This is a genomic window from Ectobacillus antri (assembly GCF_003852715.1).
In the GTDB taxonomy this organism is placed as follows: Bacteria; Bacillota; Bacilli; order Bacillales; family Bacillaceae_G; genus Ectobacillus; species Ectobacillus antri.
In genome coordinates this window covers 40208-56778 of the sequence record NZ_RIAV01000013.1, presented here as the reverse complement: position 1 = coordinate 56778, position 16571 = coordinate 40208, and the positions used below count along the sequence as shown (strand labels likewise).

Below are 16571 nucleotides of genomic sequence, written 5' to 3'. Positions count from 1 at the left end.
TGAATTTCACCCACCGTTTCGAGGTGAGGCAGATTTTAAGGTAATCGCTTGAACAAAGTAAAACCCTTTCACCCAACCATTAGGTGAAAGGGTTTTTTGTTTAATATAGCATCTTTATATCAAATTGTTTTAAAAATAGACACAAATATTGAGAAAATTAAAAAGTTAGTTTTCTGTATTTTCAAACTATCAGACAAATGGTAAGATGTGCATATCTTCAAAAAAAGTTAGGGGGAAGGTTATATGCGAAATAAAAAGATTGCAATGGCGTTAACAGCTGGATTGACGTTAACAATGTTTGGTGCACCAGGCGCGGGAGCTGCTGATGTGAAGAATGTACTTTCTAACAAAAAGTACAATGAGGCTGTAGGATCTCCAGAGTTTGTTGCAGGAGAATTGACAAAGGCTTCTCAAAAATCTGCAGAAGCAGTTGTATTTGATTATATTGATGCAAACAAAGCAGATTATAAACTAGGTGGAAAGGCAGCAAAAGATTCTTTCAAAATCACAAAGAAAGTAAAAGATCCACTGGGTGCAACAGTTCTTCGTTTGCAGCAAACATTTAACGGTGTACCTGTTTGGGGTTCTACACAAACGGCACATGTGGCAGATAATGGTGCATTAAAGGTTGTGTCTGGAACAGTCATTCCTGACCTGGACAAACAAGCTAAGCTGAAATTTGGTAAAAAGATTGGTGCAACAGCTGCTGTTGCTGCTGCTGAACAGGCATTAGGCTTTAAACCAGAATACGAAAAGAAGCCAACAGCTGACGTGTATGTATATAAAAAGGGTGAAGAAGCTACTTATGCATATGTGGTCAACTTAAACTTCTTGGCGCCAGAGCCAGGTCGTTACTATTATTTCGTTGACGCATTTACAGGTGAGGTATTAGATCAATACAATACAATTCATAACGTAACGGGAACAAACAAGGTAGGTAGCGGAAAAGGAGTATTAGGGGATACAAAATCTATTAATACAACATTGTCGGGATCTTACTACTACCTACAAGACAACACACGCGGCGCTAAAATTTATACATATGATGCGCGCAATCGTACAAGCTTGCCTGGCTCATTATGGGCAGACACAGATAATTTGTTTAATGCTAGCTACGATGCAGCTGCAGTAGATGCACACTATTATGCAGGTGTAACGTACGATTACTATAAAAATAAATTTGGCCGTAACTCTTATAACAACGCTGGTGCATCTTTAAACTCTACTGTTCACTACAGTAGCAGATATAACAATGCGTTCTGGAACGGCTCTCAAATGGTGTACGGTGACGGTGATGGCGTTACATTCCGCCCGCTTTCCGGCTCTTTGGATGTTGTAGCACATGAACTTACACACGCAGTAACAGAATATGCATCCGGTTTAATTTATCAAAATGAGTCAGGTGCATTAAATGAAGCTCTTTCTGATATTTTTGGTACTTTAGTAGAATATTATGATAACCGCACACCAGATTGGGAAATGGGTGAAGACATTTATACACCAGGAACAGCGGGAGATGCGCTTCGTTCTATGAGCAATCCTGCGAAATACGGTGATCCAGATCATTACTCCGTCCGTTACACAGGTACGCAAGATAATGGTGGCGTTCATATTAACAGTGGCATTATCAACAAAGCAGCATTCTTGCTTGCAAATGGTGGTACGCACTATAGTGTGACAGTACCAGCAATCGGAAACGACAAAACGGGTGCAATTTACTACCGCGCAAACGAGTACTACTTCACACAATCTGCTACATTTAGCCAAGCACGTGCAGCGCTTGTACAAGCTGCTTCTGATTTGTATGGTTCTACTTCTGCAGAGGTTAACGCAGTGAAGAAATCCTTTGATGCAGTTGGAGTATATTAATCAAAGAAGAAAAAGGTAGCAACCAAGTGAATTACGCCCTTGCAAGGATAATAATATAAAGAACGTAAAAAGCCTCTGTTCTATATCCCATAGAGCTGAGGTTTTTTAGTCATTCTTGTTGTTTTTATTACCGATATTCATTCTTTATCTAAAAATGGCTTATTTACATAGTAGTAAAAAGCTCCCATATGAATACATCTCGCCAATTCATTTTTTTCGTAACGCAGCATATGTAAAGTAAAATGTATTTCCAGTAAATAAATCTGCTCCTCCGTATGCGATAAGAATGATTGCTGCACCGAATGTGAGTGCGGCCATAGGATATGCTAACGGCGAATGTTCGGTATAAAAATAGTTCCCTGATTTAAATGCCACGATTACACCGAATCCAATAAACATACTAGCTAATATAGCTCTCATTATATACTGCACAATACTTTGACGAAACACGGTTAATTTTTTTAAGGCTAAATACTCCACTGATTGTAGGGGGGGGGTTCCATATGTTCCTCACCAATCTTTCATGTATTCTAGGAATATGAACAAATATATTAGTTATAAGATACCCGATTGGTATATAAAACATTCTAATCCAGTGGTACAAGCATTTAGATTGGTTTAGAGTGAAAATAATAGGGTGCTTGTGATTTATGTTAATAACTACTCAACAACGTGTAACACAGCTTAAACAGAAAAAGCAAGAGCATTAAGCTCCTGCTTTTTCTGGTTTCTTATATGTGCTTTTTGAAATGCGACCGCTTTGCAATACTTTCCCGTTCAATGTAACAGTTTTATATGTGTCTACAACGACTGCTTTATCTGTATCGCTAATAACTTTAGAAGAAACCTGTACATTCTTTCCTGTGCTGGTTCCAAAAATACGAGCAACCGCTTGGTTATTTTCAACGAAAGATTGAATGTAAATATGTTTGCCAGTGTTGTTTTTAAACTTTAAGTCTGGACCATAATCAGCGACAGCGGCATCTTGCCCTAATGGAATATAGCCAACTGGTAAGGAGTGATTACTGCGCTCAACAACTGCTAGATCCGCACGTAATACAGCACCGTAAAGTGTGCTGCTGACTTGGCATACACCGCCACCCGCACTTTGTTCTATTTTGCCGTTAATAAAAACTGCCGCAGATTGGTAGCCATTTTTTGCATCGGTAATCCCAACTCGACCGTTAAAGCTAAATACTTCATCAGGTGCAACAAATGCGCCAGTTAATGTACTTGCGGCGCGCTGTACGTTAAATGTTTGACTGGCATTTCGTCCATTCATTGGTGTTCTATATTCAGCAATCACTTCTGTAATGCCCATGTTTTTTACATCTTCAGTAGTACGTTCCGGGCGTACTGCCATAATAGGTACTTGAATTTGGGTATTAGCCGTGGCAATGGATTGTTCTGTTAAAGCTTTAAGCTGATTTTTATCAACTTGAGACCCGTCTTTGCTTTCTGTGATTGTAATAGCAGTACCGTTAATAGCAATAGAAGCATTTTTAGGTTTACTTAACAGATTGTTGTACTTATCTTTTATAAATGCCTCATATTTCTGGGAATCCAGTTTTGCTTCTAGCTTATAGGAGCGGTTTAACTCGTTATTTTCAGCTTTCTTTCGAAAATTATAGCGCTCTTTCAAATTACCTTGTTGCTCTTCAAAAACTTGCTTAGCTACATCAGTCCCTTTATATTGAACACCTAAGTCTTTCCAAGTATATGTCTCTGTTACTCCATTTAGCGTATAAGAAATTGTTTGCTGATTTAATTGATCAACTTTTTGCTGTACAATCTCTTCCACTTCTTTCTTTGTTTTTCCATCTAAAGAAATGCCCTCAAAGGAAGTATGGGGCAAAACGTATGTGTCAAGCTGTTGATTTAGTTTTGATGTGTAGCTGTATGCAACACCGCCTGCTACACATAGACCTACGCCTCCGGCAATAACGGAGCCAATAATCCAATTGCGCATTTTCATTTGTTTTCCCCCTAGTGCTTTGTATGTAGTGCATGCTTTTCATATATTTCACAGGCGTTTAGACTAATGACGTATTGTGATGACAGAAATGTAAAGCTTCTTTTGCTGACAGCATATGAAGTGTATGTAAATAGCTGTTATATCGCACAACATATTACTTACTAGTATACTACTAAAAAAGGGGTTTGTGTAACTAAAAAATAAAATTTGTTACGAATTTGTAATATGCCTTAACTTTTTATAAAAAGGATATTTAGTCGTAAGTGGACGGTGAAGCGAAGAGTTATGTCTTTTGAAATTTTATTGTAACATTTTACCTAATATTCGTATAGTAAAATGCTTACCTAAAATTTTGGAAAATACATTAGTCACTTTAGTAAGCATGTATCATTCATTTGTCACAAGCTTTGTTGCCATGATGCTTCCAGCTGAAACAATTTCTTTTCCCGCCCCCATAATAAAGGCGATTGGTGCAAACAAATAATTGAGAATCTCCTGAAAAGTTATACCGAATATGACATTAAATCAATTGTTTATCATGCTGATAAGAGCGGCAAATCCAATCAGCGTGGCACCAACAACAATTGCGACTTTAAAGCCATTTAGAATATATTCACCCAGCATTTCAAAAATGGAAGCTTCACTTTATAGATTAAGCAGTTAAAATGAGAATATACATGAAAGGATGTGCGAGCTATGAAGTTAAAACGAATTCATCATGTTGCAGTTATTTGTAGTAATTACGAAGTTTCTAAACAATTTTATACGGAAGTGTTAGGGCTAGAAATAGTGAAAGAAGTATATAGGGAGGAACGTAATTCATATAAGCTTGATTTGGCTGTGAACGGTTTGTACCAAATTGAATTGTTTTCGTTTCCAAACCCGCCAGAACGTCCTAGTTTTCCAGAAGCAACAGGCCTTCGCCATTTAGCATTTGAAACAGAATGTGTAGAAACTGCCGCTACGACTCTAAAAGAACGTGGTATAAAGGTTGAAGAAATTCGTCTTGATCCAGTAACAGGAAAGAAATTTACGTTTTTTCAAGACCCGGATGGTTTGCCGCTAGAAATTTACGAAATGTAATACCTGTATATAACAAAAACAGACTTTCATGAAAGTCTGTTTTTGTTATATGTTTTTTCTGAATAATATTATTTTTTATTACACAAAATAAATGATTGCGCTTTCAAGCTTTGTTATTATATATTTGAGGCGAAGGGAGCAATTGTTAATATTTTCTCTTGCCAAACAAAAACTTTTCAGGGAAAATATTGTTTTGTATGTATAAAGTAGACCATATCAAAAGTTGATTTGGGTCTAAGGTACTGAGGAATTGAAAAGTAAGCATTGAAGCTTTTCAAGAATACAGGAGAAATTTACATTATGGTGTAGAGAAAGTCCTATAAGCGAATGTGCAAAAGGGGCAATTGACTGTAGCACAGCAAAAAATAAAGTTCATTTTATTTTTTAACCTATACACACAGACTATACAAACAGGGGATAGAATAATGACTGTTATGATAGAAACTCGTATTGAAAAAGATTTTCTTGGAGAAAAAGAGATACCGAAGGATGCATACTACGGTGTACAAACGATGCGCGCAGTTGAAAACTTCCCAATTACAGGCTATCGATTACATCCTTCACTTATTGTGGCGATGGCAATGGTTAAAAAAGCAGCTGCTTTAGCTAACATGGAAACAGGGTATTTAAGCCCAGATTTAGCTCGTCCTATCGTACAAGCGGCTGAAGAAATTATTGCAGGGTCTCTACATGATCAATTTATGGTTGACCCCATTCAGGGCGGTGCAGGAACGTCCATTAATATGAATACGAACGAAGTAATTGCGAATCGTGCTTTGGAGATTATGGGGAAAGAAAAGGGAGACTATGCAACCTTAAGTCCTAACTCCCATGTTAACATGGCACAATCTACTAACGATGCTTTTCCGACAGGTATTCATATCGCCGTATTGGACATGCTTGAAAAGTTACTGGTAACAGCCGAAAAGCTTCATGATGCATTTGCGCAAAAAGCAAAGGAATTTGATCATATTATTAAAATGGGAAGAACACATTTACAAGATGCAGTGCCTATTCGATTGGGACAAGAGTTTGAAGCGTATCGCCGCGTTTTAGCCAGAGACATAAAGCGTATGAAACAATCTCGTCAACATTTATATGAAGTTAATATGGGGGCGACAGCAGTCGGAACAGGTTTGAACGCAGATCCACGTTATATTGAACGAGTTGTAGAGCATCTTGCGGAAATTAGCGGTTTTCCACTTGTAGGTGCAGAAGATCTTGTAGATGCAACGCAAAATACAGACGCTTATACGGAAGTATCAGCCGCTTTAAAAGTTTGTATGATGAATATGTCAAAGGTAGCAAACGACTTACGTTTGATGGCTTCTGGTCCACGTGTAGGTTTAGCAGAAATTCAGCTGCCTCCTCGTCAGCCTGGTTCATCTATCATGCCAGGGAAAGTAAATCCGGTTATGGCTGAAGTAATTAATCAGGTTGCATTCCAGGTTATCGGTAACGATCATACAATTTGCTTGGCATCTGAGGCTGGACAAATGGAATTGAATGTAATGGAGCCGGTACTGGTTTTTAACTTGTTGCAATCTATTGATATTATGAACAATGCTTTCGAGGTATTTAGAGAGTATTGTATCGCTGGTATTACAGCTAACGAAGAGATTTTAAAACAGTACGTAGAGCAAAGTGTTGGTGTTATCACTGCAGTTAATCCTCACATTGGATACGAAACAGCATCACGTATTGCACGTGAAGCAATTTTAACTGGTAAATCTGTTCGAGAACTGTGTATTAGTTATGGTGTTTTAACAGAAGCGGAACTTGATGTAATCCTAGATCCGTTCGAAATGACACACCCTGAAATTGCAGGTGCGTCTTTACTTGCAGAGAAAAGACAACATCAAGAAGCCTGAGATGATAATAAACTTTGATAAAAAGACTTCCCTTACGAAATAAGGGAAGTCTTTTTGACATGGTTGAAAAATTTAGAATACGTAGCTTAGCTGTAACAAGCTAATTAATAGGAGAAGTGCCACACTGTACTTAATGGATGTTTTAAACAGGACGGACTCTTTTCCGACAAGGCCAACTGCAGCACAGGCAACTGCAATTGATTGCGGAGATACCATTTTAGCCATTGTACCTCCAACTACATTTAATGCAACAAGTGTTGCCGGTATCATGTCAATTTGTGCTGCCGTAACAGCTTGTAATGGTGCAAACAGAGAACCACTAGATACAACCGATCCTGTTAGGAATACACCAATCCAACCAAGTATAGGTGATAGAACAGGGAATGCATCTCCTGTAGAGGAAAGTGCAAGTCCAAGCGTAGATGACATGCCAGAATAGTTTGTGACATAAGCTAAAGCAATTACACTACAAATTGTATAGATAGGAGCTTTTAACTCTTTTATTGTGTCAATTGTCAATTCTTTCACCAGTTGTTTTTGCGCTTTGAATACAAGCAAAGAAATAATAATTGCCAACACAATTGCTGTTGTAGTAGAAGAGAAAACATCTAACTTAAACACAGCAGGAAAAGGTGTATCCTGCGAAACAATTGGTGCGGTTTTCAAAATAGCATTGTTCAGACCAGGGATAGATAGATTATAAACTAAGTTTTCTAAAGAGCCACCTGGTGCAAAGAGTGCTTTCATGAATTTTAAGTTAAAGATGGTTACGAATGCAGTTAAAAATGCAAAAGGTGACCAGGCGTACAATATTTGACCCAAGGAATAACTTTGTTTCTCATTTGCTTGTTTTTCCGCAAAATGATATTTTTCTTTCGGCTGCCAAATACGAAGGAATAGAGCAAGTGCAACCATACTGACAACGGCAGAGAAAATATTACCAAGTTCTGCTCCTAAAAAGTAGAGTACGACAAATTGTGTGATTGCGAATGAGCCACCACTGATAAGGATAGCAGGCAATGTCTGCTTGATACCCTTAAACCCATCAATCATGAATACAAGAAGGAACGGTACAATTAAGCTAATGATTGGAAGAAAAGTTACTGTATGTCTTCCGACGGACAAGGCATCCAATTGTGTAAGTTGTGCAGGAACAGTAACAGGGATACCCATAGCACCAAAGGCACCTCCCGCAATATTTGCCACCAGGCAAACAGCTGCTGCTTTAAGAGGATCAAAACCCATACCAACTAGTAGAGCTGCGGTAATAGCAACTGGTACACCGAATCCGGCAGCTCCTTCTAAAAATGCACCAAACGAAAAAGCAATTAATAGAACTTGTAGACGAGAATCATCTGTGATAGAAGCAATGCTGTTACGAATCACATTAAATTGTTCTGTTTTAACGGTAAGCTTATATAGAAAGATTGCGGCAATTACAATCGAACAAATCGGATAAAAGCCATATGCAGCACCAAAGCCAGCAGCGGTTGCAGCAAGGGGAATGGGCATATCATATATAAAAACAGCCACTAAAATTGCAATTAGTACACTAATGAGTCCGGATATATAACTTTTCATTTTAAAAACGGTCAAGCAGGCAATAAATGAGATAATGGGAATAGCGGCCATAAGAGCAGAAAGCCAGATATTTTCCATGGGGTCGTACATTTGAGTCCATGTATTCATTGTAAGCAACTCCTTTTAAAGAATGTATATGAAAAAGATGCATTTATTTGTGAAATTTTTCACATATATTGTGAAAAATTTCACAAATAACTTATGGAATAAGTATAGTTGGAGGAGGTATAGTGTGTCAATCCAATTTGACACACTATGACACGTTATCTCAATATATGTAACAAAGTTGCTATAATATAGGTAATACATGGTATTTGTTCGTTTTATCAGTCGTTAGCATTGTGATTTTATATCTTATATAGTACAATAAATAAAAAATATAATAGAAAGATAAAAAAGAAGCTGTGGAAGAAAGCAGGTGCATGTAGATGGCCATCGTTGATGCTACAGATGAAAACTTTTCTGATTCTGTACAGGACGGATTTGTTCTTGTAGGATTTTGGGCACCTTGGAGCAGGGCTTCCCACATGACTGAAACAGTTCTAAAGGAATTGGATGAGAAGTGGGGAGATCAATTGCAAGTTGTGAGGGTAAATGTCGACCGCTGTCAAGCAGTGGCATATCAGCTCGGTATTACAAGCATTCCAGCATTGGTTCTTTTTAAAGAAGGAAATCCCTTCAAGCACATCACTGACTCTCAGCCGAAAAGCTTCTTGGATAGTATCTTACAAAAATATATATAAAGAATGTGGGGAAAAAACATGTGTGCAAAAAAATTTGATTACAATATTTGTGAAGATGATGTACAAATGCTTCGAGCGCTTGCGCATCCGTTACGATTACGATTGGTTAAAGAATTGATGAATCGTGGTACTTGTAATGTGACTCAATTGCAAGAGGCACTGCAAATTCCACAATCTACTGTTTCGCAGCATTTAACAAAGTTAAAACAGACAAAAGTAGTCCAATTTCAAAGACGTGGATTGGAAGTATATTATAAAGTACAAGATGATAAAGTAAATCATGTAATGGGTACATTGTTTACTTAATAGAAATAGATAAAAACAGCTTGAGCATTTTCAAGCTGTTTTTATCTATTTTGACAATTGGTATTTGGTGTATTAATATACCTATAACAGTATCGGAGAAGGTGGTTACATAATGGAGTACACGCAAGAAATGAAAAATCGCTTAAAGCGAATTGAAGGACAAGTGCGGGGGGTGCTCCGTATGTTAGAAGAAGAGAAGGATTGTAAGGATGTGATTACACAACTAAGTGCAGCGCGCTCGGCCATTGATCGCACAATAGGGGTTATTGTAGGAACAAACCTAGAACAGTGCTTACGAGATCAGATTGAAAAGGGAGAGTACGAGGGGCAAAACTTAGTTCAAGAAGCTGTCAATCTTCTTGTTAAAAGTAGATAAACGAACCTATTGCTTCTATTGACAGGCCTCTTAAGAAAAAACGCCATATGTAAACGAGTATTTTTGTTAGTATTCTTTCTTATAATTATCATGGATTAAGGCATGATAAAAAAGAATTCAAAAAGAGGAGGATACATATGGATGTAAAAAGAGTGAAGCAAATTTTATCGTCTCCTGCAAATATTCCGGTTTCTTATAATGGTGTATCTGTATGGATTGAGAGTTGCGATGAGGAAAGTGCTGTCGCACAAGTCCACGATATAACAAATCCGCATGAGACAGTCCAAGTTAATATTTCAGAGCTACAAGAATAATAAAAGAGCCGGAATCTGTCCGGCTCTTTTATATGTTTAATGCGGCTTGCGTTCCCTAGCTTCGCTTTTCTTTACGCATTCATCATTTTTTGAAGTTTTGGTGAAGCTACTAACAAAAGAATCCCAAGAACAACGGCTGTACCGCCAATTACCATAAAGACTTCTGCGAATCCTAATGTGGATGTAAAGGCAGCTAGTCCACCTGCAAGATAGTTTGCAATACCGGAACCTGCAAGCCATACACCCATCAATAAAGATGTAAGTTTAACAGGTGCAATCGTACTTACCATGGACAAACCTACTGGAGATAGGTATAGCTCCGCAATTGTGTGGAAGAAGTACGTCATAATAATAAACAGGATATTTGCTTTATTTACTACATGATCAGGATCTGTGCCTGTCCCTGCTAGTGAAGCAAGCAAGACGATAAAGCCGCCACCCATTAAAATCAGTGCAATCCCCATTTTTGTTGGAGCACTGAAATCCCCGCGTTTAGTAGACGCTAATTTAATTGAAAGTAAGGAGATGATTGGTGCAAATAAGATAATAAACAATGGGTTAATAGACTGGAACCAAGAAATCGGCATTGTCCATCCGAAAATAGAACGGTCTACAAATTTTTGTGTGTAAAGCGTAAATGAACTACCAGCTTGTTCAAAGCCTGCCCAGAAAAATACGCTGAAGCATGTTAAAATTAGAATTACTGCTGTACGCTGTTTTTCTTTTTTTGACAATGGTTCTTTTGGAGTTGCAGTAGATGTCGCTACTTTTTTATTAGTCGGTTCTTTACCAATGTCGCCTAAGTAGCGAGGACCAAAGACATTAAAAATAATTTGACCAATAATCATACCGATACAAGCAGCTAAGAAACCATATTTAAATCCAAACTTTTCTACGCCATCAACTGTTGTTTTAAAGAAATCTTCCGCTAAGAATCCGCATACAAGTGGTGCGAAAACAGCACCTAAGTTAATGCCCATGTAGAAGATCGTAAAAGCACTATCTTTGCGCCTATCATTTTCACCGTATAATTCACCAACAAGTGTAGAGATATTTGGTTTGAAAAAACCGTTACCAATAATTAAAAGACTTAGACCGATATATAAACCGATTTGGCTATGAAGCGCGAATAAAACAAAGTTACCAGCAGCCATGATAATACCGCCAAGTGTAATTGCGAATCGTCTTCCTAAAAAGCGGTCTGTTAAATAACCTCCTAATATAGGGGTAAAGTACACTGTTCCCGTAAAAATACCATACAGAAGCATAGCAGTACTTTCTTTAACACCAAGCCCTCCACTTAAGTAAGAAGTTGTTAAATAAAGTACTAATAGGCCTCGCATACCGTAATAACTGAACCGTTCCCACATTTCTGTAAAGAAAAGCAAGTATAAACCCGGAGGATGTTTTTTTGTATGTTGTACAGTTGCATCCATTTATAGTTCCTCCTCATTTCGTAAATTTTCCAACAATTTATACGGTAATCATTTTAATGCAATAATTATTCAAAAGTCAATGGGATAAACAGGTAAAAAGGAGAATAAGCCTTATGGCTTGCAGTATAAGGATAATAAAAAAATTTTCATTTTATATAATCTAAAAATTTTCACTAAGCAAAAAAAAATAAATTATTCGAAAATAATAAATCTGAACTACTAAAATGAAAGGGCATGAGCTCGGTTTTATACCACGCTCATGCCCAAGAGTAAACGGGATAGTTTTTTATTTCTTCAAGAAATACTTTTCAATATCATCAAGGAATAGATTTGCTGCTTTTACACCGCCTGCTGTATTCCAAATGGTATCACTTACTTCAAAGACTTGTTTATTTTTCGCAACTTGTAGGTTTTGGAACAATGGATCTTTTATCCACTCATCTTGAACTTGTTTACCTTTACCATCGCCCTCATCATAAGTGAAATAGAATAGGATATCACCATCCATTGCAGGAACGCGTTCTTTTGTCACACCTTTTTCAGCAAAGTCAGGCTTATCTTGCGATTCAGGGCGTTTAAAGCCGATTTCTTCTAAAATAACGCCGGAGAAGGAATCCTTATGATAGATGCGTACATCACCGCCCATAAAACGTACAATAGAAACTTTTTGGTTTAGTTTGTCGCCAAGTTTACCTTGAAGTTCCTTGATACGTGATTCGTATGTATCCATTACTTTTTTACCTTCAGCTTCTTTGTTTAACGCCTTTGCATAGAAGTTGAAGTTTTCTTTCCAATCACCGCGTAATGTTTCAGAAAATACAGTTGGTGCAATCGCATTTAATTGCTCGTATACCTTTTCTTGACGCATTTTGTTACCAATGATTAAATCCGGCTTTAATGCTGCAATTGCTTCTAAATTCACTTCACTCTCTGTACCGACAACTTTTGCATCTTTCATATCTTTTTCAATATGCTTATACCATGGTTTGCCTGTCCAAGATTGTACAGCACCTACAGGTTTAATACCCATCGCAAGAATTGCTTCTGTACCTTCGTTTGTCAAAACAACAACGCGTTTTGGATCCCCCTTAATCTCCGTTGAACCCATCGCATGTTGTACAGTATAGCTTACAGATTTCTTTGCCTCTTGTTTTGGCTCTTCTTTTTTACCACAAGCACTTACTACAAGTGATAAAGAAAGAAGTAGTATGAGCATGGCCCAAGATGTTTTTTTCATATATGTACCTCCAGATTTTATTGATAATTATTTTCATTCACAAACCAAATAGTATAATTTGTGAGAATGATTGTCAATAAATAATTGAAAAAAATTATCATTATCATTGACGCTCTTTCTATTGTTCGTTAGACTGAACATATATACATACAAATTGAAAAATGGCCTGCTTCTATATAAGTACAACTATAAAAACCGACATTCTTTTTTGGGGTGGGAAAGAAGAAGGGGAAATGCATGGTTGCGGTCAGTGCCTAAGAGATACACGTGTCAAGTAAGAACATACACACGTAGCGAGGCGTTCTGAAGCTGTGACTTTCTTGTTATTTCTATGTCGAACAAATCATGTGGACTTATATAGATAGGAGAGAAGCACGTGCCTGTTCAGGTTAGAGATCTTGCATGTTTAATTCTCTGTTGCTGTTATATTGAAAAAGCTAATTATACTTATAGAAAACAAGTAAAAAATATTACAATGTATGTGAATTTACAGAGATAGAAGGTGTCTATTGAAATGATGTTGGAGTCCATTCGAGCGAAGACGATAGGACTAGTAGTATGTGCAATTCTTCTTATATATTGCATATGGGCTAGTATTATATATGGTTACACTGATACAAATTCGCACACAGCAATTCAAGCATTTATCAATCCTAATGGTTCTAACAAACATATTATTATTACGACAGTCAGATTGCCGCGTGCTTTCATTGCGGCTGCAGTTGGTATTAGTCTTGCACTAGCTGGTGCGTTGCTACAAGTCTTAATGAAAAATCCCCTAGCCTCTCCTGATATTATGGGGATTAACGCAGGTGCCTCATTTTTTATTGTAGTTGCTGTTGCAATCTTCTCCGTACAATCTATACAAGCGTTCACTTGGATTGCATTTGCTGGTGCAGCTATTGCGGCTATGATTGTGTATATAATCAGTTCCTTTGGACGAGAGGGGCTTACGCCAATTAAATTTACCTTGGCAGGTGTTGCCATGGGTGCTTTTTTCGCTTCGTTTACACAAGGTCTTCTGGTATTAAATGAAACAGCCCTAGATCAGGTTTTATTTTGGCTTGCTGGCTCTGTTCAAGGGCGTAAGCTGGAAATGTTGACACATGTGTTTCCGTATTTGGTTCTTGCCTGGGTGGGTACGGTTATCATGTCGGGGAAAATTAATATTCTAATGATGGGCGATGATATATCTCGCGGACTTGGTCAGCGCACCTTATTATTCAAAGGAATATTAGCTGCTTTGGTTGTTCTATTGGCAGGAGGTTCTGTTGCAATAGCTGGTCCCATTTCGTTTATTGGTGTAGTCGTGCCGCATTTTGCGCGAGCGCTTATTGGGACGGACTATCGCTGGGTGATTCCTTATAGTGCAATGCTAGGTGGAATTTTATTGTTATTGGCTGATATTAGTGCAAGATATATTCTTATGCCGCAGGAAGTGCCGGTAGGAGTTATGACCGCTTTCATTGGAACACCATTCTTTATCTACATTGCACGTAAAGGAGTGATGTCTAAATGAAAAAGCACATAACGTTCCGAATTGGAAAAGATTTTGCATCTTTTTTAATAGATAGAAAAGCAATCTTCACATTCGCTAGTCTTTTAGCTGTTGTTATAGTCATCTTTTTTACAAGTGCGGGAATGGGAGAAATGAAAATCGCGCCGTGGGTCGTATTTCAAGCTCTGATTGGACAAGGTTCTGAAACAGATTTTTTAATTGTGATGTCATTTCGCATGCCACGTATTTTAATTGCTTTACTTGTAGGTATGGCACTTGCGGTTGCTGGGGGTATTTTGCAAGGATTAATTCGTAATCCGCTTGCATCACCTGAAGTGTTAGGTGTGACAGGTGGAGCTGGTGTGGCAGTTGTTTTATTTTTAGCCCTGTTCAGCGATCGAAGCGGCGCTTTAACAATTAGTGTGCATTGGTTACCGCTTGGCGCATTTGCAGGGGCTACGATAACAGCTTTATTATTATACACGTTGTCCTTTAAAAATGGTGAAGTCCCGCCGTTACGCATGGTGCTTATCGGAATTGGTATTTCCGCGCTTGCTAAAGCGTTGACAACATTGTTTATGATTTTAGGTCCAATTCATCAGGCGAGCCAGGCAAATATTTGGTTGACGGGTACGGTGTACGGATCTAATTGGAAGAATGTAGCGATACTTGCGCCTTGGACCCTTGTTCTCATTGTGATAACATTCATATTGGCTAGAAAATTAAATGTACAAGAACTCGGCGATGAACTGGCGATTGGATTGGGAAATGAAGTACAAAAACAGCGTCTAGTGCTACTGTTGATTTGTACAGCGCTAATTGGAGGGGCCGTGGCATTTTCGGGCGCAATTGGGTTCGTAGGTTTAATGGCACCCCATATTGCCAGACGATTGGTTGGTTCGGCATTTGGTGCTTTAATTCCGGTTTCTGCACTTGTTGGTGCCATTCTTGTATTAATCGCTGATTTAATTGGACGCATGGCATTTTCACCATTGGAAATTCCAGCGGGCGTGTTTACGGCAGCAATCGGTGCGCCGTACTTTGTCTATTTGCTATATAAAAGCCGAAATGCATAAGAAAAGGAAGATATGTCTATGCAGTTAAAAACAAAAGAACTAAAATTATCCTATGGTGACACATTAATTATAGATAAACTAAACCTTGAAATTCCTAAGGGAGAAATTACCGTATTTATTGGCGGCAATGGTTGTGGTAAGTCAACTTTGTTACGCTCTTTGGCACGATTATTGAAGCCTTCTTCTGGAACGGTTCTCTTAGAAGGAGAAGCAATTGACAAATTGCCTACCAAGGAAGTTGCTCGCCGCATGGCAATCTTGCCGCAAGGACCAATTGCTCCGGAAGGTTTAACAGTACTGCAATTGGTAAAGCAAGGGCGCTATCCATACCAATCATGGTTTAAGCAATGGTCACAGCGCGATGAACAGGCGGTCCAAAACGCACTTGCAGCGACGGGTATGACAGAACTTGCCGATCGGCAAGTAGATTCTCTTTCCGGGGGACAACGGCAACGCGCTTGGATTGCAATGACACTTGCACAAGAAACAGAAATTATCTTGCTTGATGAACCTACAACATATTTAGATATGACGCATCAAATTGAAATTTTAGATTTGTTGTTTGAATTGAATGAAAAGGAAAAGCGAACGGTTGTTATGGTACTTCACGACTTGAACCTTGCTTGTCGCTATGCACATCACATTGTAGCGATTCGCGATAAAAAGGTATATGCGCAGGGAAAACCTGAAGATATTATTAGCTGTCAATTGGTACGTGATGTATTTCGGATGGAATGTAAAATTACGGCAGATCCGTTATTCGGAACACCACTATGTATCCCGCAAGGTAAGGGACGTTGTGTTGTTAAACAAAATGCTATTATTTCGTGACGCATAGCCCTGTTTAAAATGGGGCATGCTGTAACGGGAGGTGTAGCTATGGAACAACATGGGTTTTTAACAGGAAAAATTCCGGCGTATCTAATTGGCAATGAAAGCAATATGGTTCTTCTATCTCAGGAAGAATACAGCCATTTGTGGAGTGAAGCTGCGGCGCCGGGAAATGTACATAAAGGGTATTTTTATAACACATACGATCACGGTTTGAGTAATGGCCTATTTATCGGTGAGGGTACCGATATGGTAGCTGAGGTGCGCAATGGACAATTATATCGCTCGTAAATTCCGGGCGGATGTTCAAATTTGGACATAAAGAAAGGCACGAAGCGAAAATGCTTCGTGCCTTTCTTTATGTCCACCTTAAAA

At 38.3% G+C, this 16571-nt stretch carries 15 protein-coding genes and 2 pseudogenes; 11 read left to right on the top strand and 6 right to left on the bottom strand.

Features of this window, described 5'->3' with window-relative positions:
• Positions 1-243: 243 nt before the first annotated feature.
• Entirely contained in the window at positions 244-1869 is a 1626-nt protein-coding gene (locus tag EEJ45_RS12375) for a M4 family metallopeptidase (RefSeq protein WP_124565127.1), read from the top strand.
• 210 nt (positions 1870-2079) lie between these two features.
• On the opposite strand, the pseudogene EEJ45_RS12370 reads toward EEJ45_RS12375, so the two are convergent.
• The 3 genes and pseudogenes from EEJ45_RS12370 to EEJ45_RS12360 all read right to left on the bottom strand — a co-directional run.
• A pseudogene (locus EEJ45_RS12370) lies at positions 2080-2349 on the bottom strand (formate/nitrite transporter family protein); the annotation flags it as partial.
• Positions 2350-2575: 226 nt separating this feature from the next.
• On the bottom strand, positions 2576-3844 hold the full coding sequence (locus EEJ45_RS12365) for a VanW family protein (protein ID WP_124565126.1): 1269 nt from the start codon (positions 3842-3844) through the stop codon (positions 2576-2578).
• Positions 3845-4234: 390 nt separating this feature from the next.
• A pseudogene (locus tag EEJ45_RS12360) lies at positions 4235-4480 on the bottom strand (nucleoside transporter C-terminal domain-containing protein); the annotation flags it as partial.
• A gap of 60 nt (positions 4481-4540) precedes the next feature.
• Here EEJ45_RS12360 and gloA2 point away from each other — a divergent pair.
• Both gloA2 and aspA read left to right on the top strand, forming a co-directional pair.
• On the top strand, positions 4541-4927 hold the full coding sequence (gene gloA2, locus EEJ45_RS12355) for an SMU1112c/YaeR family gloxylase I-like metalloprotein (RefSeq protein ID WP_187695357.1): 387 nt from the start codon (positions 4541-4543) through the stop codon (positions 4925-4927).
• Positions 4928-5352: 425 nt separating this feature from the next.
• A complete protein-coding gene (gene aspA / locus EEJ45_RS12350) occupies positions 5353-6798 on the top strand; it encodes an aspartate ammonia-lyase (protein WP_124565124.1) in 1446 nt (481 codons plus the stop codon).
• Positions 6799-6870: 72 nt separating this feature from the next.
• On the opposite strand, the gene EEJ45_RS12345 is transcribed toward aspA, so the two are convergent.
• Entirely contained in the window at positions 6871-8487 is a 1617-nt protein-coding gene (locus tag EEJ45_RS12345) for a lactate permease LctP family transporter (RefSeq protein WP_124565123.1), read from the bottom strand.
• Between the two features lie 320 nt (positions 8488-8807).
• Here EEJ45_RS12345 and EEJ45_RS12340 point away from each other — a divergent pair, with 320 nt between their 5' ends.
• The 4 genes from EEJ45_RS12340 (at position 8808) to EEJ45_RS12325 (ending at position 10118) form a co-directional block, all read left to right on the top strand.
• Complete coding sequence (locus tag EEJ45_RS12340; RefSeq protein ID WP_124565122.1) at positions 8808-9122, top strand: thioredoxin family protein; 315 nt, start codon at positions 8808-8810, stop codon at positions 9120-9122.
• Positions 9123-9140: 18 nt separating this feature from the next.
• Complete coding sequence (locus EEJ45_RS12335) at positions 9141-9428, top strand: ArsR/SmtB family transcription factor (RefSeq protein WP_124565121.1); 288 nt, start codon at positions 9141-9143, stop codon at positions 9426-9428.
• A 112-nt stretch (positions 9429-9540) separates the two neighbouring features.
• Positions 9541-9804 (top strand): metal-sensitive transcriptional regulator, encoded by a 264-nt coding sequence (locus tag EEJ45_RS12330; protein WP_124565120.1) that lies wholly within the window; start codon positions 9541-9543, stop codon positions 9802-9804.
• A 137-nt stretch (positions 9805-9941) separates the two neighbouring features.
• Positions 9942-10118, top strand: a complete 177-nt coding sequence (locus EEJ45_RS12325; protein ID WP_124565119.1) for an H-type small acid-soluble spore protein — start codon at positions 9942-9944, stop codon at positions 10116-10118.
• A gap of 71 nt (positions 10119-10189) precedes the next feature.
• Here the strand turns inward: EEJ45_RS12325 and EEJ45_RS12320 are convergent, their stop codons facing one another.
• Both EEJ45_RS12320 and EEJ45_RS12315 read right to left on the bottom strand, forming a co-directional pair.
• A complete protein-coding gene (locus EEJ45_RS12320) occupies positions 10190-11554 on the bottom strand; it encodes a peptide MFS transporter (protein WP_124565118.1) in 1365 nt (454 codons plus the stop codon).
• Between the two features lie 286 nt (positions 11555-11840).
• Positions 11841-12791, bottom strand: a complete 951-nt coding sequence (locus tag EEJ45_RS12315) for an ABC transporter substrate-binding protein (protein WP_124565117.1) — start codon at positions 12789-12791, stop codon at positions 11841-11843.
• 514 nt (positions 12792-13305) lie between these two features.
• Between EEJ45_RS12315 and EEJ45_RS12310 the strand changes: the two genes are divergently transcribed.
• Genes EEJ45_RS12310 through EEJ45_RS12295 form a run of 4 tightly spaced genes read left to right on the top strand, consistent with a single transcriptional unit; the run spans position 13306 to position 16487 of the window.
• Positions 13306-14310, top strand: coding sequence for a FecCD family ABC transporter permease (locus EEJ45_RS12310; RefSeq protein ID WP_124565116.1), 1005 nt, complete (start codon positions 13306-13308; stop codon positions 14308-14310).
• Positions 14307-15365, top strand: a complete 1059-nt coding sequence (locus EEJ45_RS12305) for a FecCD family ABC transporter permease (RefSeq protein ID WP_124565115.1) — start codon at positions 14307-14309, stop codon at positions 15363-15365. The genes EEJ45_RS12310 and EEJ45_RS12305 overlap by 4 nt, the downstream gene beginning before the upstream one ends.
• 12 nt (positions 15366-15377) lie before the next feature.
• The gene (locus tag EEJ45_RS12300; RefSeq protein WP_124565114.1) at positions 15378-16196 is read left to right on the top strand and encodes an ABC transporter ATP-binding protein; all 819 of its coding nucleotides are present in this window, start codon (positions 15378-15380) and stop codon (positions 16194-16196) included.
• A 48-nt stretch (positions 16197-16244) separates the two neighbouring features.
• Positions 16245-16487, top strand: coding sequence for a hypothetical protein (locus EEJ45_RS12295; protein ID WP_124565113.1), 243 nt, complete (start codon positions 16245-16247; stop codon positions 16485-16487).
• Positions 16488-16571 lie beyond the last annotated feature (84 nt).